General features: G+C 64.7%; 23 protein-coding genes. 15 read left to right on the plus strand and 8 right to left on the minus strand.

The window, feature by feature from the left end; all coding sequences use genetic code 11:
- Nucleotides 1-61: 61 nt before the first annotated feature.
- A complete protein-coding gene (locus EN738_RS02465; protein ID WP_127282320.1) occupies nt 62-1,081 on the plus strand; it encodes a P1 family peptidase in 1,020 nt (339 codons plus the stop codon).
- Nucleotides 1,082-1,090: 9 nt separating this feature from the next.
- On the opposite strand, the gene EN738_RS02470 is transcribed toward EN738_RS02465, so the two are convergent.
- Nucleotides 1,091-1,345 carry a DUF2171 domain-containing protein gene (locus EN738_RS02470; protein ID WP_127282321.1) on the minus strand — a complete coding sequence of 85 codons (255 nt, stop codon included), beginning with the start codon at nt 1,343-1,345 and terminating at the stop codon, nt 1,091-1,093.
- Nucleotides 1,346-1,477: 132 nt separating this feature from the next.
- Between EN738_RS02470 and EN738_RS02475 the strand changes: the two genes are divergently transcribed.
- Genes EN738_RS02475 through purB form a run of 3 tightly spaced genes read left to right on the plus strand, consistent with a single transcriptional unit; the run spans nt 1,478 to nt 4,090 of the window.
- Nucleotides 1,478-2,203 (plus strand): DUF2259 domain-containing protein, encoded by a 726-nt coding sequence (locus EN738_RS02475; RefSeq protein ID WP_127282322.1) that lies wholly within the window; start codon nt 1,478-1,480, stop codon nt 2,201-2,203.
- Complete coding sequence (locus EN738_RS02480) at nt 2,200-2,724, plus strand: hypothetical protein (protein WP_245494313.1); 525 nt, start codon at nt 2,200-2,202, stop codon at nt 2,722-2,724. Before EN738_RS02475 ends, EN738_RS02480 begins: the two co-directional genes overlap by 4 nt.
- 58 nt (nt 2,725-2,782) lie before the next feature.
- Nucleotides 2,783-4,090 (plus strand): adenylosuccinate lyase, encoded by a 1,308-nt coding sequence (gene purB / locus EN738_RS02485; protein ID WP_127282323.1) that lies wholly within the window; start codon nt 2,783-2,785, stop codon nt 4,088-4,090.
- A 221-nt stretch (nt 4,091-4,311) separates the two neighbouring features.
- On the opposite strand, the gene EN738_RS02490 is transcribed toward purB, so the two are convergent.
- Complete coding sequence (locus EN738_RS02490) at nt 4,312-5,124, minus strand: VOC family protein (protein ID WP_127282324.1); 813 nt, start codon at nt 5,122-5,124, stop codon at nt 4,312-4,314.
- 240 nt (nt 5,125-5,364) lie between these two features.
- Between EN738_RS02490 and EN738_RS02495 the strand changes: the two genes are divergently transcribed.
- Complete coding sequence (locus EN738_RS02495; protein ID WP_127282360.1) at nt 5,365-5,922, plus strand: alpha/beta hydrolase; 558 nt, start codon at nt 5,365-5,367, stop codon at nt 5,920-5,922.
- 21 nt (nt 5,923-5,943) lie between these two features.
- On the opposite strand, the gene EN738_RS02500 is transcribed toward EN738_RS02495, so the two are convergent.
- Nucleotides 5,944-6,717: an HpcH/HpaI aldolase/citrate lyase family protein gene (locus EN738_RS02500; RefSeq protein ID WP_127282325.1), complete on the minus strand. Its 774-nt coding sequence runs from the start codon at nt 6,715-6,717 to the stop codon at nt 5,944-5,946.
- Between the two features lie 162 nt (nt 6,718-6,879).
- Complete coding sequence (locus tag EN738_RS02505; RefSeq protein WP_127282326.1) at nt 6,880-7,200, minus strand: DUF1476 domain-containing protein; 321 nt, start codon at nt 7,198-7,200, stop codon at nt 6,880-6,882.
- A gap of 277 nt (nt 7,201-7,477) precedes the next feature.
- Here EN738_RS02505 and purC point away from each other — a divergent pair, with 277 nt between their 5' ends.
- The 5 genes from purC to EN738_RS02530 all read left to right on the plus strand — a co-directional run bounded on the left by purC (nt 7,478) and on the right by EN738_RS02530 (nt 10,339).
- Nucleotides 7,478-8,272, plus strand: a complete 795-nt coding sequence (gene purC, locus EN738_RS02510; protein ID WP_127282327.1) for a phosphoribosylaminoimidazolesuccinocarboxamide synthase — start codon at nt 7,478-7,480, stop codon at nt 8,270-8,272.
- Nucleotides 8,273-8,338: 66 nt separating this feature from the next.
- Nucleotides 8,339-8,578 (plus strand): phosphoribosylformylglycinamidine synthase subunit PurS, encoded by a 240-nt coding sequence (gene purS / locus EN738_RS02515; RefSeq protein ID WP_126054835.1) that lies wholly within the window; start codon nt 8,339-8,341, stop codon nt 8,576-8,578.
- A 2-nt stretch (nt 8,579-8,580) separates the two neighbouring features.
- Nucleotides 8,581-9,249, plus strand: a complete 669-nt coding sequence (purQ, locus tag EN738_RS02520) for a phosphoribosylformylglycinamidine synthase subunit PurQ (RefSeq protein ID WP_127282328.1) — start codon at nt 8,581-8,583, stop codon at nt 9,247-9,249.
- Nucleotides 9,250-9,294: 45 nt separating this feature from the next.
- Complete coding sequence (locus tag EN738_RS02525; protein WP_127282329.1) at nt 9,295-9,705, plus strand: hypothetical protein; 411 nt, start codon at nt 9,295-9,297, stop codon at nt 9,703-9,705.
- Between the two features lie 4 nt (nt 9,706-9,709).
- A complete protein-coding gene (locus EN738_RS02530) occupies nt 9,710-10,339 on the plus strand; it encodes a Pr6Pr family membrane protein (RefSeq protein WP_127282361.1) in 630 nt (209 codons plus the stop codon).
- A gap of 36 nt (nt 10,340-10,375) precedes the next feature.
- Here the strand turns inward: EN738_RS02530 and EN738_RS02535 are convergent, their stop codons facing one another.
- On the minus strand, nt 10,376-10,624 hold the full coding sequence (locus tag EN738_RS02535) for a DUF1127 domain-containing protein (protein WP_127282330.1): 249 nt from the start codon (nt 10,622-10,624) through the stop codon (nt 10,376-10,378).
- 91 nt (nt 10,625-10,715) lie between these two features.
- Between EN738_RS02535 and EN738_RS02540 the strand changes: the two genes are divergently transcribed.
- The 3 genes from EN738_RS02540 to EN738_RS02550 all read left to right on the plus strand — a co-directional run bounded on the left by EN738_RS02540 (nt 10,716) and on the right by EN738_RS02550 (nt 14,837).
- Nucleotides 10,716-12,125: a PLP-dependent aminotransferase family protein gene (locus EN738_RS02540; protein ID WP_127282331.1), complete on the plus strand. Its 1,410-nt coding sequence runs from the start codon at nt 10,716-10,718 to the stop codon at nt 12,123-12,125.
- A gap of 141 nt (nt 12,126-12,266) precedes the next feature.
- Complete coding sequence (gene purL, locus EN738_RS02545) at nt 12,267-14,507, plus strand: phosphoribosylformylglycinamidine synthase subunit PurL (protein WP_127282332.1); 2,241 nt, start codon at nt 12,267-12,269, stop codon at nt 14,505-14,507.
- Nucleotides 14,508-14,603: 96 nt separating this feature from the next.
- Nucleotides 14,604-14,837 carry a BolA family transcriptional regulator gene (locus tag EN738_RS02550; RefSeq protein WP_023674714.1) on the plus strand — a complete coding sequence of 78 codons (234 nt, stop codon included), beginning with the start codon at nt 14,604-14,606 and terminating at the stop codon, nt 14,835-14,837.
- 6 nt (nt 14,838-14,843) lie between these two features.
- Here the strand turns inward: EN738_RS02550 and EN738_RS02555 are convergent, their stop codons facing one another.
- The 3 genes from EN738_RS02555 to EN738_RS02565 form a co-directional block, all read right to left on the minus strand.
- Nucleotides 14,844-16,043: a metal transporter gene (locus EN738_RS02555; protein ID WP_127282333.1), complete on the minus strand. Its 1,200-nt coding sequence runs from the start codon at nt 16,041-16,043 to the stop codon at nt 14,844-14,846.
- Nucleotides 16,040-17,170 carry a multicopper oxidase domain-containing protein gene (locus EN738_RS02560; protein ID WP_127282334.1) on the minus strand — a complete coding sequence of 377 codons (1,131 nt, stop codon included), beginning with the start codon at nt 17,168-17,170 and terminating at the stop codon, nt 16,040-16,042. The genes EN738_RS02555 and EN738_RS02560 overlap by 4 nt, the downstream gene beginning before the upstream one ends.
- Nucleotides 17,171-17,283: 113 nt before the next feature.
- Complete coding sequence (locus EN738_RS02565; RefSeq protein ID WP_127282335.1) at nt 17,284-18,084, minus strand: phosphodiester glycosidase family protein; 801 nt, start codon at nt 18,082-18,084, stop codon at nt 17,284-17,286.
- A gap of 164 nt (nt 18,085-18,248) precedes the next feature.
- On the opposite strand from EN738_RS02565, the gene grxD reads away from it, so the two are divergent.
- Both grxD and EN738_RS02575 read left to right on the plus strand, forming a co-directional pair.
- Nucleotides 18,249-18,584, plus strand: coding sequence for a Grx4 family monothiol glutaredoxin (gene grxD / locus EN738_RS02570; protein WP_127282336.1), 336 nt, complete (start codon nt 18,249-18,251; stop codon nt 18,582-18,584).
- Nucleotides 18,585-18,729: 145 nt separating this feature from the next.
- Nucleotides 18,730-19,974 (plus strand): multidrug effflux MFS transporter, encoded by a 1,245-nt coding sequence (locus tag EN738_RS02575; protein ID WP_127282337.1) that lies wholly within the window; start codon nt 18,730-18,732, stop codon nt 19,972-19,974.
- Nucleotides 19,975-20,009 lie beyond the last annotated feature (35 nt).

Below are 20,009 nucleotides of genomic sequence, written 5' to 3' on the forward strand. Positions count from 1 at the left end.
AGTCTCCGTTGCGTGCCTTCCGCTTCGACGGAACACGCTTCGTGCCGCTGGAGGCCAACTGATGTTCCACAGCGGCCCGCGCAACCTGATCACCGATGTCGCCGGCCTCAAAGTCGGCAACGCCGCCGACCCCAGGCTGAAGTCGGGCGTGACGGCATTGCTTTGCGACGATCCGGCGGTGGCAGCCGTGCAGGTGCTGGGCGGCGCGCCAGGCACGCGCGAGACCGACCTGCTGGAGCCGCAGAATTCGGTTCATGAGATCCATGCCGTGGTGCTGTCGGGCGGCTCGGCCTTCGGCCTCGACGCCGCGTCGGGCGTGCAGGCGGCGTTGCGCGAAAGGAATATCGGTGTCGAAGTCGGCGGCTTCCGCGTGCCGATCGTGCCGGCTGCGATCCTGTTCGACCTGCGCAATGGCGGCGACAAAGGTTGGGGCCGCTACCCGCCCTATCGCGAGCTCGGCTACCAGGCGGCACAAGTGGCGGAGGCCGACTTTGCATTGGGCACGGCGGGCGCCGGCATGGGCGCGCTGACGTCGGGCCTCAAGGGTGGGCTGGGTTCCGCCTCGACCGTGCTTGAAACCGGCGTCACCATCGGCGCGCTCGCCGCCGTCAACCCGACCGGCTCGGTGACGGTCGGCAGGACCCGCCACTTCTGGGCGGCGCCTTTCGAGATCGGCGACGAGTTCGGCGGCCTCGGCTACCCTTCGCCGATGCCCGCCGACGCCAGGCGGATCCTGCTTAAATACCGCGACAAGCAGTTCGGCGGGCAAGCGGATGCCGGCGGCAACACCACCATTGCCGTCATTGCCACTGACGCCGTTCTGACCAAGGCCGCCGCCAAACGGCTGGCGATTTCGGCGCATGACGGCTTCGCGCGCGCAATCTGGCCGGCGCACACGCCGGCAGACGGCGATCTGGTTTTCGCGCTGGCGACCGGCAAGAGCGGCGTCGAGCTTAGCGCCGACGCGGCCATCGATCTCTACGCCGCCGCCGGCGCCGCCATGGCGCGCGCCATCAGCCGCGGCGTTTATGCCGCGACGGCGGCCGAGGGCGATCTGTTTCCGGTGTGGTCGTCGCGCTGAGCCGGCGGATCAGGTGGGATCGGACTTTTCTTCCTCGAAGCTCACCGCGACATCCGAATTGGCAGACAGCCAGACCTTCTTACCGTCGACCTCGGCGACGAGGCTCAGGGGAAGGTAGTGATGGTGACCCTTGTGCGAGCCCATGCCGCTGTCGGCCTTGGTCAGCTTGATCCGCTGGCCGTCGACCTTGTCGACAGTGCCGATGTGAACGCCGTCGGCGCCGATCACTTCCATATGCTCGCGAATCTTGCTGGTGTCGATCATTGTGGTTCTCCATTGAAGCTGCCGACAACAACAATCGACGGCCGGATTGGATGCATTGCCGCCGGAGGGCACGTCCTGTTCACCATGACGTGATAGGCATGATCCAATCCTGCCGGCTGGAGCGACAAGTCCATGCGAATTCCCGTTCTGATTTGCACATGGCTGCTCGCACAGCTCGCCACCATCGCCACGGCCGGCGCCGGCGACGTCGCGGAGCTGGAAATCCTCGGATTCAGCCAGGATGGCGGCGTCTTCGCCTTCGAGGAATTTGGCGTGCAGGATGGATCGGGCTTTCCCTATGCCAACCGCTACTACATTGACACGAGCAGCGACAGCTTTCTCAAGGGAACGCCGATCAGGGTGCGCCTCGACGACGAGGCCGCGACGCTCGACCAGGCACGCCTGCAGGCGCGGCAGAAAGGTGAAGCCATTGTCGGCCAGGCGGAACTCGCGGCCAATCGCGGCATCACCGCCGGCTTCAACGCCATAACCGAGCTTTCCGCCGATCCCTACCGCATGGCGGTCAATCCGCGCCCGATATTCTCTCCGGTCGACGAGCCGCTCGAGTTCCGGCTGGACGAAATCCCCCTGAACGACACCGAGGGCTGCCAGAGCCAGGGCGAGATCAACGGCTTTCGCCTGCAGCGCATCGAGGCAAAGGATGGCGGCAAGACCGAACTTGTGCACGAGGACAAGTCCATCCCGAAAAGCCGCGGTTGCCCGAACGGCTACCGCATTGGCGCAGTGCAGACGTTCTCGATGCAGGGCTTGAGCGCCTATGCCGTGCTGATCGCAGTTCGGCAATACGGCTTCGAAGGTCCCGACTTTCGCTGGATCGCGGTGACAGGCCGGCTGTGACACCGCTCTCGCAACCCACGGCGCGCAGTCGCATCGGCGACCATTTCCGGGCCGCCCTGCCCTCGGCCCGCACCGCGTTTGCCGGCGCGCTGGTCTGGGGCCTGACGATGGGCGCCAGCGCGCTCGTCAATCTCCTGCTCTACGACTGGGAGACGCCGGCGAAGATCCGCTTCGTCACGCTCATCTATGCCGCCGGCGGCGCGCTCGCCTTCCCGGTCGGCCTGTTCCTGGCGCGGCTCGTCTCACGCGGCCGGCACTGGGAGGTTGCCTTCGCCGCCGCTTTCGTCGCGCTGCTGGTCGCTACGCTCGCCTTCACCGGTGGATTGTTCGCGCTGCAATACCGCTCCTACTATGCCGAATGGCACGCGCCGGCCTTCACCATCCGGTGGGCGTTCGAATTGGTGTTCACCATGCTGACGGCGCTCTACCAGTTCGTCGTGCTCGGGATCCGGCTCTATTTTCCGCTGGGATTCATTGCGCTGGTGGCCGCCAGCATCTGGTTTGCGCGGCAGCGGCGTTGAGCATTTCGTCGGCCTCTGTTAGGAGGCGGGCGACAAGCCCCCAAGTCAGGACCGATTGATGATCCCTCGCTATTCCCGGCCGGAAATGGTCGCCATCTGGTCGCCAGAGACCCGTTTCCGCATCTGGTTCGAGATCGAGGCGCATGCCTGCGACGCGCTGGCCGAGCTCGGCGTCATCCCGAAGGAGGCGGCCAGGACGATCTGGGAAAGGGGCGGCGCGGCGAAATTCGACGTCGACAAGATCGACGAGATCGAGCGCGTCACCAAGCATGACGTGATCGCCTTCCTCACTCACCTCGGCGAGTTCGTCGGGCCGGATGCCCGGTTCATCCATCAGGGCATGACCTCATCGGACGTGCTCGACACCTGCCTTGCGGTGCAGCTCACCCGCGCCAGCGACATCCTGCTTGCCGACATCGATGCACTGCTGGCGGCTTTGAAGCGCCGCGCCTTCGAGCACAAGGACACCGTCACCATCGGCCGCAGCCACGGCATCCATGCCGAGCCGACCACGTTCGGCGTCAAGCTGGCGCAGGCCTATGCCGAGTTCTCGCGCTGCCGCGAGCGGCTGGTGCATGCGCGGGCGGACATTGCGACCTGCGCCATCTCCGGCGCGGTCGGCACCTTCGCCAACATCGAGCCCTATGTCGAAGAGCATGTGGCGCAGAAGCTCGGGCTGAAGCCGGAGCCGGTGTCGACGCAGGTGATCCCGCGCGATCGCCACGCCATGTTCTTCGCCACGCTCGGCGTCATCGCCTCGTCGGTGGAGCGGCTGGCGATCGAGATCCGCCACCTGCAGCGCACCGAGGTGCTGGAAGCGGAGGAGTATTTCTCTCCGGGGCAGAAGGGCTCGTCGGCAATGCCGCACAAGCGCAATCCGGTGCTGACCGAAAACCTCACCGGCCTTGCCCGCATGGTGCGTTCCTTCGCCATGCCGGCAATGGAGAATGTGGCGCTCTGGCACGAACGCGATATCTCGCACTCCTCGGTCGAGCGCATGATCGGACCGGACGCCACCGTGACGCTCGATTTCGCGCTGTCGCGGCTCACCGGCGTCGTCGACAAGCTGCTCGTCTATCCCGACAACATGCTGAAGAACATGAACAAGTTCCGCGGCCTGGTGCATTCGCAGCGCGTGCTGCTGGCGCTCACCCAGGCCGGCGTGTCACGCGAGGACGCTTACCGCCTGGTGCAGCGCAACGCCATGAAAGTGTGGGAATATGGTGCTGATTTCCTTGAGGAATTGCTGGCGGATAACGAAGTGACCGCAGCGCTCCCCGAAGCCGATATCCGCGAGAAATTCGACCTCGGCTATCACACCAAGCATGTCGACACGATCTTCAAGCGGGTGTTCGGAGAGGCGTGAGGCAAGCGTCCTTCTCCCCGTCACTATACGGGGAGAAGGTGCCGGCAGGCGATGAGGGGCGGCGCCGACTTCGGCGATGATCGCACCCATGGGCGCTGCGGCTGAACGGACAATCTCGCAAACTTGGCGCTGCCCCTCATTGCCCTGCCGGGCATTTCTCCCCGTATGGAGACGGGGAGAAAGACGCTCTCGCCGACGCTTTCGCCAACTGGCAGCGGCTGTCACGCCTTGCCGGGGATGGTCCTGATCACCGTGCCCCACGGATCCTCGCGGGACGCCTCGCCGGCCACGTTGTCCGAGCGCATCTCGACCCAGGCGAGACCCGAACGGGCCGGATCGCGCCGGCCGGCGCCGGCGCTGCGCCAGGCATTGGCGCCGATGTGGTGGTGGTAGCCGCCCGACGACAGGAAGACGGCCTGGCCGCCGTATTTCGCCACCGTGTCGAAGCCGAACTCGTCATGCCAGAAGGCTTCGGCATCTTCCGGGCGGCCGACGCGCAGATGCACATGGCCGACGATGGTGTTTTCCGGGGCGCCCTGCCAGCCGGCATCGCCCGCCGGCACGCTGGCGACGACGGCGGGAAGGTTCAGACGCTCGGTCGCCATGGCGATCTTGTCGCCGTCCCATTTCCAGGCCTGCGGGCTACGGTCGGCGTAGATCTCGATGCCGTTGCCCTCGGGGTCGGTCATATAGAGCGCTTCACTGACCAGATGGTCCGACGCGCCCTCGATGGCGATCCGGTTGGCCGCGGCGTGGTTGATCCAGCGGCCGAGATCGGCACGGCTGGGCACCAGGAAGGCGGTGTGGAACAGGCCGGCGCTGCGCGGATCGTCGGGCTTTGCCGCGGCATCGGGCTCGAGCACCAGCAGCGGCCGGTTGGCGGCGCCGAGCGTGATCACGCCATCGGCGCGGCTCAATTCCTGCAGGCCGACAACGGCGCGGTAATAGGCGGCGAGCCCTTCGGCATCGCGCGCCTTCAGGCCGACGCGCGACACGCTGACCGGCGTGGTCGCGGCAAAAGGCAATTCACTCATCATCGTCTCCGTTCGGGCGCCCGCCGAAACTCCCAAAGCCAGGAGCCCCGCGCCGCCGATCATCCTACGTCGTGTCAGCCCCGAAATCCGGTCCTTCACGGCTATCTTGTCCTGGCGACAGATCGTCGATCTCGATCGTTCACACAAGAGAGCAAGGAGCGAACATGGTGTTCACTAATTTGATCGTGACCGTCGTTCGGCACGGTTGCGCGAAAGGGCGGCGCTCGCTACATGCGCGCCATGAAAGTCAAGGACGCAGATATCCTCATCGTGCCGGGCTACACCAATTCCGGCCCCGAACACTGGCAGACCCGCTGGCAGTCGAAACTGTCGACGGCGCGCCGGGTCGAGCAGGCGGAGTGGTCGAAGCCGGTACGCGAGGACTGGACCGCGAATGTGGCCAGGGCGGTCAACGAGGCCGAGCGCCCGGTGGTGCTCGTGGCGCATTCGCTCGGCGTGGCGGCGGCGGTACAGGCCATCCCGCAGTTCCAAAGGCCGGTGGCCGGCGCCTTCTTCGTGGCGCCGCCCGACGTCGCAAATCCGGAGATCAGGCCGCGGCACCTGATGACCTTCGGCCCCTATTCGCGCGAGCCGCTGCCCTTTCCGTCGATCGTGATCGCCAGCCGCAACGACCCGTTCTGCGCCTTCGACGTCGCCGAGGATATTGCCGGCGCCTGGGGCTCGCTGTTCATCGATGCCGGGGATGCCGGCCACCTCAACGCGGATTCCGGCTTCGGCCCCTGGCCTGAAGGCTCGATGACCTTCGCCAAGTTCCTGACGGAATTAAGGGAACCCTGAGCTGTAGCCGCTCGGCTGCGCTCAGGAACCGATGGAATCGCGCATGCTCTTCAGCAGGGTCTTGGCGCCCAACGAAATCAGCGTGTGGTCCGAGCCCATGGCGAGCAGCCGGTAGCCCATCGCCACGACGCGGCCGGCAACCGCCGGCTCGATGACGTAGATGGCGGCGTGCTTGCCGGCCTTGCGCGTGCGCTCGGCGATCGAGGCGACCGTCTCCATCATGCTTTCCAGCGTCGAATTGACGGTGGTGCCGTTCGACCAAGCAATCGAAAAATCCGACGGGCCGACGAAAATGCCGTCGATGCCGGGTGTCTCAATGATGCCGTCCAGCGCCTCGAACGCCGCCCGCGTCTCAACCATCGCAAACGCCATGGTGCGCTGGTTGGTGTCGCGCAGCCATTCGGCATGATCGCCTTTGCCGTGACGCGGAAAGGCATAGGTCGGCCCCCAGGACCGCTCGCCGACCGGCGGATATTTCATGGCGGCGGCGAACAACCTGGCGTCGGCCACAGAGTTCACCATCGGCGCGATCACCGCCTCGGCGCCGAAATCGAGCGCCCGGCTCGCCATGTCGAAGCGGCCGACCGGAATGCGCACCAGCGCGGGCTTGTTGGCGGCCAGCACTGGCACCAGGCCGCGCAGCACGCTGTCCTCGTGATGGCCGCCATGCTGCATATCGAGGGTGACGGCGTCAAAACCCTGCTTGGCGATGATCTCGACCGTCAGCGCATCCGGCACTCCGGACCATGCGGTGAACAGCGTTTCATCCGCCGCCAGGCGTGACTTCAGGGACATCGGCTCTTCCTTGTTACCTCGTTAACAATCGCAGTTTCGGCTGGAAGCCGCGACAAGGCAAAGAAAAACCGCCCGACTGAGGCGGGCGGTCGATTAGTCCAGCCAGAGCATGATGTCGAAAAGCGTGAAGCGGGTCTCAGACGACATCATGCTCATATGGGATCAGGTGTTCTTGATCTGCTCGATCGCCTCGGCCATCAGTTCATCCATGGTGCGGCGGATCTGATGGTCGGACTGGGCAACGCCGGCGTCGTCGAAATCCTTACGGATCTTGCGGAAAACGTCGTGGTCGCCGGCTTCCTCGATGTCGGCGACGACCACCTGCTTGGCATAGGCCTCGGCATCGTCGCCGGATTTGCCGAGCTTCTCGGCGGCCCACAGGCCGAGCGCCTTGTTGCGGCGGGCGGAGGCCTTGAAGCGAAGCTCCTCGTCGAAGACGAATTTGCGCTCGAAGCCCTCTTCGCGGTCTTTCATGCTGCTCATGGCATCCCTCCGGTCAAATCCGATTCGCTTAGGCGTAAATCATGTGTGTTCCCGAAGCACAAACCAAAAGGCCGCGGGCCGGTCAATATGCTACATCACTTGCTGCGCTGCGGCATTTCATTCCCGAAAGCGGTTGATTCGAAGGATTTGCCGATTGAGCAAACAATGCGATTGGGATAGACACCGGCATTGAACACCGCCGTTGCCATACTAATTTAGGCAGACGGACAGGAACTGGTCGTTTGCCGCCTGCCCGGAAATCCAGAGAAAAAATCAGATGAAAAATCGCCGCCGCATTTATGAAGGCAAGGCCAAGATCCTCTATGAGGGACCTGAGCCGGGGACGCTGATCCAGTTTTTCAAGGACGATGCGACCGCCTTCAACAAGAAGAAGCATGAAGTGGTCGATGGCAAGGGCGTGCTCAACAACCGCATTTCCGAGCACATCTTCAACCATTTGAATCGCATGGGCATTCCGACCCATTTCATCCGCCGGCTCAACATGCGTGAGCAGCTGATCAAGGAAGTCGAGATCATTCCGCTCGAAGTGGTGGTGCGCAACGTCGCCGCCGGCTCGCTCTCGAAACGCCTCGGCATCGAGGAAGGCACGGTACTGCCGCGCTCGATCATCGAATTCTACTACAAAGCCGACGCGCTCGATGACCCGATGGTGTCGGAAGAGCACATCACCGCCTTCGGCTGGGCGAGCCCGCAGGAGATCGACGACGTGATGGCGCTGGCCATCCGCGTCAACGACTTCCTCTCCGGCCTGTTCATGGGCGTCGGCATCCAGCTCGTCGACTTCAAGATCGAGTGCGGCCGCCTGTTCGAGGGCGACATGATGCGCATCGTCGTCGCCGACGAGATCTCGCCCGACTCCTGCCGACTGTGGGACGTGGCCACCCAGGACAAGCTCGACAAGGACCGCTTCCGCCGCGACATGGGCGGCCTGGTCGAAGCCTATCAGGAAGTCGCCCGCCGCCTCGGCATCATGAACGAGAACGAGCCGCCGCGTCCGACCGGACCGGTGCTCGTCGCGTCGTCCGAGCCGCCCAAGGGCATGAAGCACTAACTGCCAGACCGGGCTTGCCGGTAACGGCGGCCCGGCTCCAGCCTTACTGATTTCTCAGGAGTATCGATGAAAGCCCGTATCACCGTCACCCTCAAGAACGGCGTGCTCGACCCGCAGGGCAAGGCGATCGAACATGCGCTGTCCGGGTTGGGCTTTGATGGGGTCGGATCGGTGCGCCAGGGCAAGGTGTTCGACGTCGAGCTGGCCGGGACCGACAAGGCCAAGGCCGAAGCCGATCTCAAGGCCATGTGCGACAAGCTGCTGGCGAACACGGTGATTGAGAACTACGCGGTGGAGATCGCCTGACAATGAAATCAGCCGTCGTCCTTCTGCCTGGCCTCAACCGCGACCGCGACATGATCGCGGCGCTGACCAAGATTTCCGGACAGGCGCCGGCAACCGTTTGGCAGACCGACACCGAAATCCCCGACGTCGACCTGATCGCCATTCCCGGCGGCTTCTCCTTCGGCGACTATCTGCGCTGCGGGGCGATCGCGGCGCGCATGCCGGTGATGCGGGCGGTGGCAGAAAAAGCGGCCAAGGGTGTCATGGTGATCGGCGTCTGCAACGGCTTCCAGATCCTGGTCGAGGCCGGCCTGCTGCCCGGCGCGCTGATGCGCAACGCATCGCTGAAATTCGTCTGCCGCCAGGTGAAGCTCGAGATCGCCAACGCCAACACCATGTTCACGCGCCGCTATCAGCCGGGGCAGATCATCCGCTCGCCGGTGGCGCATCACGACGGCAACTATTTCGCCGACGCCGAGACGCTCGCCCGCCTCGAGGGCGAGGGACAGGTGGTGTTCCGCTACGCCGAAGGCACCAACCCGAACGGCTCGATCAACGACATTGCTGGCATCATCAGCAAAAAGGGCAATGTGCTTGGCTTGATGCCGCATCCGGAAAACCTGATCGAGGCGGCGCATGGCGGCAGCGACGGCCGCGCGCTTTTCGAAGGCGCCCTCGGCATCGCCGCTTGATTATCTTCTAGGACATTCCTTTCGGAACGCGGGGGCGGCCTGACCATGAGACTGACGATTGTTCGCCTTGCTCTCCTGGCTGCCGCCGGGCTTGCACTCGCCTCCTGCCAGTCGAGCCCGAAGAGCACGCCGGCGCCCTCGGGCAAGAGCGCCTCGCTGCTCGCCATGGAGCAGGTGGCGATATCGGCGCATAAATGCTGGATCGCCAGCAAGGATCCGGCCTTCAAGCCCTACCAGATGGCCAATGAGCTGAATTCGTTCAGCGGCACGCCACGCTTCCTGCTGGTGCCGGCCAAGCATTATGGCGGCAAGCCGCTGCTGGTGGTGCAGGCGCAAGGCAATTCCAGCCGCATCGACGTGTTCGGCCCGCTGATGGCTGACCCGCTCGGCGCGCGCATCGGCTCCGACATCGCCCGCTGGCAGGCGGGCAACCCGTCCTGTGCGGCCGCCGCCTGAGGCGATGGGCCGATTCCTGCAGAAGGCGGGACTGTCCGTCGGCCTGATCGGGCTCGTCCTGCAGGCTTGCATCACCATTCCGGCGTCGATGGAAGCCGGCCGCGGCTTCCTCGGCTCGGTCGTCTTCCTGTTCAGCTTCTTCACCATCCTGACCAATATCGGGGCGGTGCTGGTGCACACGTCGCTGCTGTCGCCGTCAGGCTATGCGTGGTTCCCGGCCTTTGCCGGATCGCGGCTGCGGGCGGGCGTGGCGGTGGCGATCAGCCTCGTCTTCATCGTCTATGCGACGGTGCTGGCGCGGCTGTGGCAGCCGCAAGGACTGTTCCTGCTCTGCGATATCCTGCTGCACTATGTGACGCCGGCGCTGTTCGTGCTGTGGTGGCTAATCGCCGGCGCCGACGGCACCACGCGCTGGCGCGACATCTCCTGGTGGATGGTCTACCCGCTCGCCTATCTGGCCTATGTGCTGCTGCGGGCGCCGATCGCCGGCGAAGTCCCCTACCCGTTTCTCAGCGTGGAGAAGAACGGCGCGGCCAGCGTCGCCGTTTCGGCGCTGGCCACAACCGGACTGTTTCTGCTCTTGTGCGTCATCGCCGTCTTCGCCGATCATTGGGTTGCCCGGCTGCGGAAATAGTGTTCGGCGCCGTCCCAATCCTTCGACGGCGTGAATTCAATCCCAGAACGGCCGGAGGCCTTCGCGATGCGCATCGCAGCGCGAGACGCCGATATCCTTGAGTTGCTCGTCCGTCATCTCCAGCAAGGCCAGGCGGCCGCGGCGGCGATCCAGTATCCGGTCAATCTGCCTCATGACGGAGCCGAGCACAAATACGAGGCGATCCACGAAGCCATTGCGAGTCCGTGACTTCGTGCGCCCATCCAATCCGGTGCCGATGTAATGAATTGTGTCGGTTGTATCCATCTTCGTTCTACCTTGTCTCGATTGTATCCTATCAATCGTAGACTTCATATGGATTGACTCATCGTGCGGCACAATATAGAAAATTGTCACCATGACAAATTGGCTTCCAGACCTCTCTTCCGGCTCAGGCCCACTGTATCAGCGTCTTGCTGACAGCATTGAATCAGACATCGACAAGGGCATCATCGATGCCGGTGCAAAACTGCCGCCGCAGCGTGACCTCGCCTATGACATCGGCGCCACCGTCGGTACGGTCGGCCGCGCCTACCAGTTGCTGCGCGAACGCGGCCTGGTCAGCGGCGAGGTTGGACGCGGCACTTATGTGCTTGCGCAGCGCGCCGAGGGCCCGAAGGTCGAGCTGGAGCCTGCCGCGCAAGGCACGCGCCCCATCGATGCACCGAGCGGCAAGCTGCGCTTCGACAGCACCGCCGCGCCCGATGTCGGCCAAGGCGCAATCATTGCCGAAATTCTGGCCCGCACGGCTGAGGACCATCCCCACGACATTTCGAGCTACACGAGGGATTTTCCCGAGCGATGGTACGAGGCGGGAAGCCGCTGGCTGTCGCGTAATTCCTTCCGCCCTTCGCCCGATTCAATCGTGCCGACCCTTGGCACTCATGCGGCGGTGATGGCGGCGATCGCGGCGCTCACCATGCCTGGCGACTATGTCGTCTTTGAGCATCTCACCTATTCGCAGATTTCGCGCAGCGCCGGCCTGATCGGGCGCCGAACGGCACTGGTTGCGACCGACAAGGAAGGCATCGATCCCGAGGATTTCGAACGCGTCTGCGCGCAGAAGCATCCCAAGCTGATGTTCCTGATGCCCACCGCGAAGAACCCGACCCTGGTGACGATGCCAGCGCAGCGGCGGCAGGCGATCGCGCAGATCGCGCGTGAGTACAATGTGGCGCTAATCGAGGACGATCTTTATGGCGACCTGACCGACGATCCAACGCCGTTGCTGGCCGAATATGCCCCCGAGCGCACGATTGTCGCCGGAGGCCTGTCGAAATCGGTTGCCGCCGGCGTGCGCGGCGGCTGGCTTTCCTGCCCGCCAGCCTATCGCCATCGCATCCGCGTGGCGCACAAGATGATGACCGGCGGACTGCCCTTCCTGCTCGCCGAGGTCGGCACCAGGCTGGTGATGTCCGGCCAGGCTGGCGATATCCGCAAGCGCTGCATCGCCGAGATCCAGGCGCGCGTCGCCATCGTGCGCGAGACGCTTGAAGGCTTCGACTTCGAGGCGAGAGACAATGTCCCCTTCGTCTGGCTGACCTTGCCGGACCCCTGGCTCTCCGGCACGTTCAAGAATGCCTGCCTGGCGCAGGGCGTGCTCATCGACGACGAGGACGAATTCAAGGCCGGCCGCTCCGAGCAGGTCTTCCATGGCGTGCGCTTCGGCGTCTCGCAACCGCGGCAGGACAAGGATGTCGCCGGTGGCGTCGCGGTGATCCGGCGCCTGCTCGATGAAGGCCGCGCCGGCTACGACAGTTTTTCCTGAGCTCGGCCACGCCTGATCCCGCAGCCTCCGCCACCTTGTGGCTTTCCGCCGTTTTTCGTCAATCTATGGGGTGTATCGGCCTCAAGCTTGCGATAAGAGGGGACTCGAATTCCCCTCTCCGACGGATAAAAATCGCCGCCCATGACCATCTCCAATTCCGTGCCGATCACCCCGGAACTCATTGCCGCGCACGGGCTGAAGCCCGACGAATATCAGCGCATCCTCGATCTGGTCGGACGCGAGCCGAGCTTCACCGAACTCGGCATCTTCTCGGCGATGTGGAACGAGCATTGCTCGTATAAATCCTCGAAGAAGTGGCTGCGCACCCTGCCGACGACCGGACCGCAGGTGATCCAGGGACCGGGCGAAAATGCCGGCGTGGTCGACATCGGCGACGGCGACTGCGTCGTCTTCAAGATGGAGAGCCACAACCATCCTTCCTATATCGAGCCGTATCAGGGCGCTGCGACCGGCGTCGGCGGCATATTGCGCGACGTCTTCACCATGGGCGCAAGGCCGGTGGCGGCGATGAACGCGCTGCGCTTCGGCGCGCCGGACCATCCCAAGACCCGGCACCTGGTGGCCGGCGTCGTTTCCGGCGTGGGCGGCTATGGCAATTCGTTCGGCGTGCCGACGGTCGGCGGCGAAGTCAATTTCGATCCTCGCTACAATGGCAACATCCTGGTCAATGCCTTCGCGGCCGGCCTTGCCAAGACGGATGCCATCTTCCTGTCCGAGGCCAAGGGCGTCGGCCTGCCGGTCGTCTATCTCGGCGCCAAGACCGGGCGCGACGGCGTCGGCGGCGCCACCATGGCGTCGGCCGAATTCGACGACAAGATCGAGGAGAAACGGCCGACCGTGCAGGTCGGCGACCCCTTCACCGAAAAATGCCTGCTGGAAGCCTGCCTGGAGCTGATGGCGTCCGGCGCGGTCATCGCCATCCAGGACATGGGTGCCGCCGGCCTGACTTGCTCGGCCGTCGAGATGGGCGCCAAGGGCGATCTCGGCATCGAGCTCGATCTCGACAGGGTGCCGGTGCGCGAGGAGCGCATGAGCGCCTATGAGATGATGCTGTCGGAAAGCCAGGAGCGCATGCTGATGGTGCTGCGCCCCGAGAAAGAGAAAGAGGCCGAGGCGATCTTTCACAAATGGGGTCTCGACTTCGCCATCGTCGGCAAGACCACGGACGATCTGCGCTTTCGCGTCATCCACCAGGGCGACGAGGTCGCCAATCTGCCGATCAAGGATCTCGGCGACCAGGCGCCGGAATATGACCGCCCCTGGGTCGAACCCAAGAAGCCGGCGCCGCTCGCCGCAAACGATGCGCCCAAGGCGGATGTCGCCGACGCCTTGCTCAAGCTGCTGGGCGGGCCGGACCTCTCCTCGCGCCGCTGGGTGTGGGAGCAATACGACACGCTGATCCAGGGCAATTCGCTGCAGCTTCCCGGCGGCGATGCCGGCGTGGTGCGCGTCGAGGGCCACGCAACCAAGGCGCTGGCCTTCTCATCGGACGTGACGCCGCGCTATTGCGAGGCCGATCCCTATGAGGGCGGCAAGCAGGCGGTGGCCGAATGCTGGCGCAATCTGACCGCCACCGGCGCCTTGCCGCTCGCGGCCACCGACAACCTCAATTTCGGCAATCCGGAACGGCCAGAGATCATGGGCCAGCTGGTCGGCGCGGTGAAAGGCATTGGCGATGCCTGCCGCGCGCTCGGCTTCCCGATCGTTTCCGGCAATGTCTCGCTCTACAACGAAACCAATGGCCGCGGCATCCTGCCGACGCCGACCATCGGCGGCGTCGGGCTGATCGCCGACTGGTCGAAGATGGCGCGCATCGGCTTTGCCGGCGAAGGCCAGATGATCGTGCTGGTCGGCGCGCCGGCGACCTGGGGCAGCCATCTCGGCCAGTCCGTCTATATGCGCGACATCCACGGCCGCAGCGACGGCCCGCCGCCGCCTGTCGACCTCGAGCATGAAAAGCGCGTCGGCGACCATGTCCGCGCGCTGATCGCCTCCGGCGTCGTCACCGCCGCGCACGACCTTTCCGATGGCGGCCTTGCCGTGGCGCTGGCCGAAATGGCGATGGCGTCGGGCATCGGCGCCACCATCCCGGGCCTCGTCGGCACCGACCCGATCCCGGTGTTCTTCGGCGAGGACCAGGGCCGCTATCTTCTGACGCTGTCGATCGATCCGCAAAGCAAGGAATGGGACGCCATTCGCGAGGAACAGGGCAAGCTCGGCATCTTCGCGCCCTGGATCGGCTCGACCGGCGGCCGCGAGCTGAAACTCGGCGAAGCCCGGGCGATCCCGGTCAGCGAATTGACCGCCGCCCACGAATCCTGGTTTCCTCGCTTCATGGCAAACGAGGTCGTGGACCCATAATATTATGCTCGGGATGGCGTTCTGGTCGCCTTTGGAGTGGTGCATCCGCCGTCCCGGCCATATCTATGAGCTCAGTACCTGATAGGGAAAACCCGCATGGCAATGGACGCGCACGACATCGAACGGCTGATCAAGGAAGGCATTCCGGACGCCAAGGTGACGATCCGCGACCTGGCCGGCGACGGCGATCACTACGCCGCTGAAGTGGTGGCCGAGAGTTTTCGCGGCAAAAGCCGCGTCCAGCAGCACCAGATGGTCTATGACGCGCTGAAGGGCAATATGGGCGGCGTGCTGCACGCGCTCGCCCTGCAAACCAGCGTTCCGGACTGAGTCCCCTCAGATCTTCACCAGCATCGCCGTCACGTACATGAAGCCGATGCCGGCTGCGAGCCCGGCCATTGCACCCGGCGCAAGCAGTGCGCGTGTGCCGTCGGGGCGCTGGCGAAGCTGCATCGACACGAGCTCGACGATCACCTGCAGGATCGCTCCGGCGCCGACCGCCAGCGCCAACGCCGACCATTGCGGCGCATAGGCGAGGCTGCCGATCCACAGGCCAATGACGGCGGGTCCGCCGGCCAGCAACGTCAGCGCGGCAAAGGTCCTGAGCGGCGGACGCTGCTTCAGGATCGGCGCGGCGATGCCGATACCCTCGGTGATGTTGTGCAGGGTGAAGCCCAGCACCAGGAAGGTGCCAAGCCCCGCCGCGCCCGACGCGAAGGCGGCGCCGATCGCCAGCCCTTCACCGAGATTGTGCAGGCCGATGCCGAGCGCGATGAAGGTGGCGAGCGCCAGACCGGTCGGCGCCCCGCTTCGCCGGCCCGCCGCCATCAGCAGCAGGAAGCTGGCGGCGGCGGCAAGCACGATCATGGTCGGTCCCTGGAACAGAGCAGCGGCTTCACCGGCCAGCTCAAAGGCGTCCTCCAGCGCATCGACAAACAGGAACGCGAGCAGGCCGACGGTCAGCGACAGGAGGAAGTCCATGCCGCTGCGTCCGACGCCGCGCAGCGCGGGGTAGAACATCAAGCCGATCGCCACGGGCAGGATGCCGACAAAAGCGCCGAGCACCGCCTGCGCGACAAGGCTGAGCGAATCGCGCGTTGGGGTCGGGACGGCCACAGCGATCTCGTGGGTGAATGTGGCGCCGGTGCTGGTCACGACGTTGACCGCATGCGCCTCCCCCAGCACCCAGGGATATGGCAGGGCGATCCATGCCGTCGAGCCGCGCGCGATCGGGCCCGGCGGATCCTGCGTGAACTGCCAATAGGCATCGTCGACCTGGACCTGAGCGATCCTCATCGGTTCCGACCCGCCGGCGCGGACGAGGATGCGAATGCCGTCGTTTCCAAGGATTGTCCGCTCGAAGGTGATGTTCTCGACTGGCGGCGCGCCGTTGCGGAAGCTCGACAGCGGATCCGAAGAGACCAGCCATGCGATGGCCAGCCCGAGCACGGCGAACGGCAGCGCGATCCAGAGCAGATGGGCCCAGGCTGGTCGCGCGGCACGCGTATCGGCGGAAGGCTGGCTCGTATCGGTCACGACAGAGCCTCCACGACGTCGAACATGCCTGACCAGCCGAGCTCGGTGAATTCCGACTGGTGGGGGTGGAACATATAGAGGCCCGGCTCGTGCTCGCGGAAGTGGAACTCGAGGATGCCGCGCTCGGCCTGGCACTGGGTGATCAGGTCGACGGTCTTCAGCGTCGGGGTAAGCGTCGTGCCCTGATTGTAGTAGTCGAAGAAATTGGCGTGCAGGTGGAAGGAGTTGATCGGGTCGAACTCGACGACGTTGATGAGATAGATGCGGACAGGCCTGTCCTTCAGCACCCTGATCGGCTTCTTCGCGTAGGCGTGGGCGACCGTGTTGACGGCGTAGACCTCGTTCTCGTTGTCGAAATTGGTGTCGAAGGCGTTCATGACCATCACGAACTCCTGCCAGCCGGCATTCTCAGGCGTGCCGAGCAGGCGCGAGCGGGCGACCGCGTCGTGTTCCGGATGCCGGGCCGGGTCGGGATCGATGACGAAAGCGCCGTACATGCCTTTCTGGATATGCCGCTTCAGCGGCAGGGCGTGGCAATGATAGAGGTGACAGCCGAACGGCCTGGCATCGAACTCGTAGACGAACTCCTCACCCGGCCCGATCAGGCCGGCGCCCGGGACACCGTCCATGCGCGCGGCGTGGATGCCGTGGAAATGCATCGAATGCGGATGCGAGCCCTGGTTGCGGAAGACGATCCGCAGCCGCTCGCCTTCGGTCGCGCGCAGCGAAGGCCCCGGCACCCGGCCATTATAGGTCCAGGCTGGAAACATGATGCCCGGCGCGATCTCGATCTCCTTGTCTTCCGCCGTGACTTCGAACGTGCGAAGCGTGCGCCCGTCCGGCAGCGTCGATACCGTCCCGGTCTCCCAATCGCTGACCAGCTTCACCGGGTCGAAGCCGTTTCGGGCGTCGTCGACCTCGCCGACCGTGATCATCGCTCCATGAGCGGACAGATGCGCCGGCTGGCCTTCGGCAGCAGCTGCCGCCGGCATCTCGTGACCGGCATGGCTTGTCTGCCCGCGCGCCGCGCTCGCCACCACCGCCGTGCCGCCTGCAGCCGCGAGGCCACCGGCCAGAAGCAACCTTCGATCGAACTTGCGCTCCAGCAGGGATCTCGTCTCGGTCATGCCAGCATCCTCCAGATCGCGGTAAGCATAGCGGATGCTTCAAGATTTAGCTATAGCTATATTGTTATGGCCGCGGCTTTGGCGGCGGAGACAAGCTCAAGGCCTCTTGGGGGTTACTGCGCCGTCTTCCTGGCCGACACCGCGATGATCGGGCCAGCAGGGTATTTTCCGCCGACGATCATCCTGTCGCCGTCCGACAGCGCCGAGACCACGCCATCGAGGAACAGCGCGTTGCGACAGGAAAGCGCGTCGCGGAACAGCCGCGCGAAGCTGCCGAGGCTGACTTCCGAGCGCGAGATCGCCAGCACGACGGTACCGCCATCACGCACGCCAACCCCGTTGCGGACATAGCGCGAGGTGCCGTTCTGGTCGAAGCGAGGATGCAGCGCGCCGTCGACCACCAGCATCGGGCCCGACTGCGTGGCGAAGACGGAATCGGGTTTGGCGCCGGCATAGGCGCTGCTTTCCAACACCGCGGCCTTGCCGTCCCTGCCGATCAGGAACACGCCGTTCGGCTTCAGGAAGAAATTGCCCTCGGCGTCGGCAAGGTTGAGCGGCGCTCTTTCGCTGCCATCCTCGACAAGCAGGCCGACCGGCGTCAGGTCCTCGTGGTACATGCCGCCATTCATGGCAAGCAGGACCGGCCGCCCCTGCCCTTTCATCGCCTTGTCGAACACCTCAAGCGAGCCGTAGGGTTTGCCGTCAGCGCCGGCATGGAAGAGGCCGACGTCATAGGAGTTGAGATCGATCTCGCAGACGACATAGGGGACCGCCTCGAAGCTCAAATCCCGGCACGGAGCGGGCAGTCCGCCGATGACGAGCGGCGGGCGTTCCCGCGGCCGCAGCCAAAGGGCCGCGGCCAGGGCGACGAGCAGGACGCCGATCAGGATCGTCGCGAGATGGCGCTTTTTCATTACGCTCCGGGAGGATTGGCAGCCTAGGGGACTTGGTGCAGCGTCAGGCCATCTTTTGCGCCATTTCGGCGCCAGCAAGGCAAATACCTTGTTTCGGTCAACCTATGGGTTTATTTGATGGTCATGTTTCGAGCCTGACTCCCACAGGCGTGAAAGGATTATCCATGAGCGGTATCAACGACTACATCGACAGCGAAGTGAAGAGCAACGACGTGGTGCTCTTCATGAAAGGCACGCCCGGCTTCCCGCAGTGCGGCTTCTCCGGCCAGGTGGTTCAGATCCTCGACTATATCGGGGCCGACTACAAAGGCGTGAACGTGCTGACGTCGGCCGAGCTGCGCCAGGGCATCAAGGAATATTCCAACTGGCCGACCATCCCGCAGCTCTACGTCAAGGGCGAGTTCGTCGGCGGTTGCGATATCGTGCGCGAGATGTTCCAGGCGGGCGAACTGCAGACGTTCCTCGTCGAAAAGGGCGTCAGCGTCAAAGGCGCTGCCTGACTGAACGCGCCTGCCGGCGCCTGAGCGCCGGCGCTGGCTTCCGGGGCCGCCCCCACCTCGGCACTTTGGTTCTCGATACCGGGAACGAGACGGATCGATGCGCCGGTCAACCGGCGCAGGTTCGTTTGGAAGATCGGATCTTGCGGTGGACAAGCAGGCAGTAGCGCAGCAATCGGCAACCAGTTTGCCCATTCCGCGCTGGGAATTCATCGCGCTCTGCGCGGCGCTGATGGCGCTCAATTCTTTGGCGATCGACATCATGCTGCCGGCGCTGCAGCAGATCGGCGCCTCGCTCGGTGTCGAAAATGAAAACCACCGGCAATATGTCATCACCGCCTACATTCTGGGTTTTGGCGGTGGCCAGCTCCTGTTCGGCCCGGTCTCCGACCGCTTCGGACGGCGCGCGCCGCTGGTTGTCGGGCTGGTGATCTATGTCCTGGCGGCGGGTGCCGCAGCCATCGCCCCGTCCTTCGCTACGCTGCTCGCCTGCCGGGTGGTGCAAGGCATCGGTGCGGCTGCCACGCGCGTCATCGCCGTCTCGATCGTGCGCGACACCTTCGAGGGCCGGCGCATGGCAGAGGTGATGTCGCTGATCTTCATGGTGTTCATGGCCATTCCCGTGGTGGCGCCCGGCATCGGCCAGTTCATCATGCTGTTCGCGACCTGGCACGTCATCTTCATCACCATGGCGGCGGGCGCGCTGATCGTATCGGCCTGGGCGCTGCTGCGTCTGCCCGAAACCCTGCATCCGGAATACCGCCGGCCGCTGACGGTGCACGCCATCGTCGGCGGGTTCCGCATCGTGCTCACCAACCGCATCGCGCTCTGCTATGCCTTTGCCAGCACCTTCATCTTCGGCGCCATGTTCGGCTTCATCAATTCGGCGCAGCAGATCTATCTCGACGTCTTCCACGTCGGCGAACTGTTCCCGCTGATCTTCGCCGGCGTCGCCGGCGTGCTCGCCTTCTCGAACTATCTCAACTCGCGTCTGGTCGGCCGCGTCGGCATGCGCCGGCTGTCGCAGGGCGCGCTGCTGCTCTTCCTGACCATCAGCCTGGCCTGGCTCGTCGTCTCGCTCGAAATGCAAATGCCGCTCTGGCTGTTCGTCGGCTTCTTCGCCCTCGCAATGCTTCCGTTTGGCGGGCTCGGCGCGAACTTCAACGCACTCGCCATGGAGCCGCTCGGGCAACTGGCCGGCACAGCCTCGTCGATACTCGGCTTCATGCAGACCTTCCTCGGCGGCATTCTCGGGACGCTGATCGGGCAGGCCTACAACGGCACGGTGACACCGCTCGCCGCCGGCTTCTGCAGCGTCTCGGTGGCTGCCTTGCTGATGATCCTGCTGGCAGAGCGCGGCAGGTTGTTCCAGCCGCACAATCCGCCGGTCTGATGCGTGTCACCGAAGCTTCCGAATTGCGCCCGCCC

It is taken from the genome of Mesorhizobium sp. M4B.F.Ca.ET.017.02.2.1, assembly GCF_003998955.1.
Classification (GTDB): domain Bacteria; phylum Pseudomonadota; class Alphaproteobacteria; order Rhizobiales; family Rhizobiaceae; genus Mesorhizobium; species Mesorhizobium abyssinicae.

What these genes read in the sequence shown, in the direction of transcription:
- EN738_RS02465 (WP_127282320.1), top strand. Translation starts at nt 62, where the DNA reads ATGTTCCACAGCGGCCCGCGCAACCTGATCACCGATGTCGCCGGCCTC.
- EN738_RS02470 (WP_127282321.1), bottom strand. Translation starts at nt 1,345, where the DNA reads ATGATCGACACCAGCAAGATTCGCGAGCATATGGAAGTGATCGGCGCC.
- EN738_RS02475 (WP_127282322.1), top strand. Translation starts at nt 1,478, where the DNA reads ATGCGAATTCCCGTTCTGATTTGCACATGGCTGCTCGCACAGCTCGCC.
- purB (WP_127282323.1), top strand. Translation starts at nt 2,783, where the DNA reads ATGATCCCTCGCTATTCCCGGCCGGAAATGGTCGCCATCTGGTCGCCA.
- EN738_RS02490 (WP_127282324.1), bottom strand. Translation starts at nt 5,124, where the DNA reads ATGAGTGAATTGCCTTTTGCCGCGACCACGCCGGTCAGCGTGTCGCGC.
- EN738_RS02495 (WP_127282360.1), top strand. Translation starts at nt 5,365, where the DNA reads ATGAAAGTCAAGGACGCAGATATCCTCATCGTGCCGGGCTACACCAAT.
- EN738_RS02500 (WP_127282325.1), bottom strand. Translation starts at nt 6,717, where the DNA reads ATGTCCCTGAAGTCACGCCTGGCGGCGGATGAAACGCTGTTCACCGCA.
- EN738_RS02505 (WP_127282326.1), bottom strand. Translation starts at nt 7,200, where the DNA reads ATGAGCAGCATGAAAGACCGCGAAGAGGGCTTCGAGCGCAAATTCGTC.
- purC (WP_127282327.1), top strand. Translation starts at nt 7,478, where the DNA reads ATGAAAAATCGCCGCCGCATTTATGAAGGCAAGGCCAAGATCCTCTAT.
- purS (WP_126054835.1), top strand. Translation starts at nt 8,339, where the DNA reads ATGAAAGCCCGTATCACCGTCACCCTCAAGAACGGCGTGCTCGACCCG.
- purQ (WP_127282328.1), top strand. Translation starts at nt 8,581, where the DNA reads ATGAAATCAGCCGTCGTCCTTCTGCCTGGCCTCAACCGCGACCGCGAC.
- EN738_RS02525 (WP_127282329.1), top strand. Translation starts at nt 9,295, where the DNA reads ATGAGACTGACGATTGTTCGCCTTGCTCTCCTGGCTGCCGCCGGGCTT.
- EN738_RS02530 (WP_127282361.1), top strand. Translation starts at nt 9,710, where the DNA reads ATGGGCCGATTCCTGCAGAAGGCGGGACTGTCCGTCGGCCTGATCGGG.
- EN738_RS02535 (WP_127282330.1), bottom strand. Translation starts at nt 10,624, where the DNA reads ATGGATACAACCGACACAATTCATTACATCGGCACCGGATTGGATGGG.
- EN738_RS02540 (WP_127282331.1), top strand. Translation starts at nt 10,716, where the DNA reads ATGACAAATTGGCTTCCAGACCTCTCTTCCGGCTCAGGCCCACTGTAT.
- purL (WP_127282332.1), top strand. Translation starts at nt 12,267, where the DNA reads ATGACCATCTCCAATTCCGTGCCGATCACCCCGGAACTCATTGCCGCG.
- EN738_RS02550 (WP_023674714.1), top strand. Translation starts at nt 14,604, where the DNA reads ATGGCAATGGACGCGCACGACATCGAACGGCTGATCAAGGAAGGCATT.
- EN738_RS02560 (WP_127282334.1), bottom strand. Translation starts at nt 17,170, where the DNA reads ATGACCGAGACGAGATCCCTGCTGGAGCGCAAGTTCGATCGAAGGTTG.
- EN738_RS02565 (WP_127282335.1), bottom strand. Translation starts at nt 18,084, where the DNA reads ATGAAAAAGCGCCATCTCGCGACGATCCTGATCGGCGTCCTGCTCGTC.
- grxD (WP_127282336.1), top strand. Translation starts at nt 18,249, where the DNA reads ATGAGCGGTATCAACGACTACATCGACAGCGAAGTGAAGAGCAACGAC.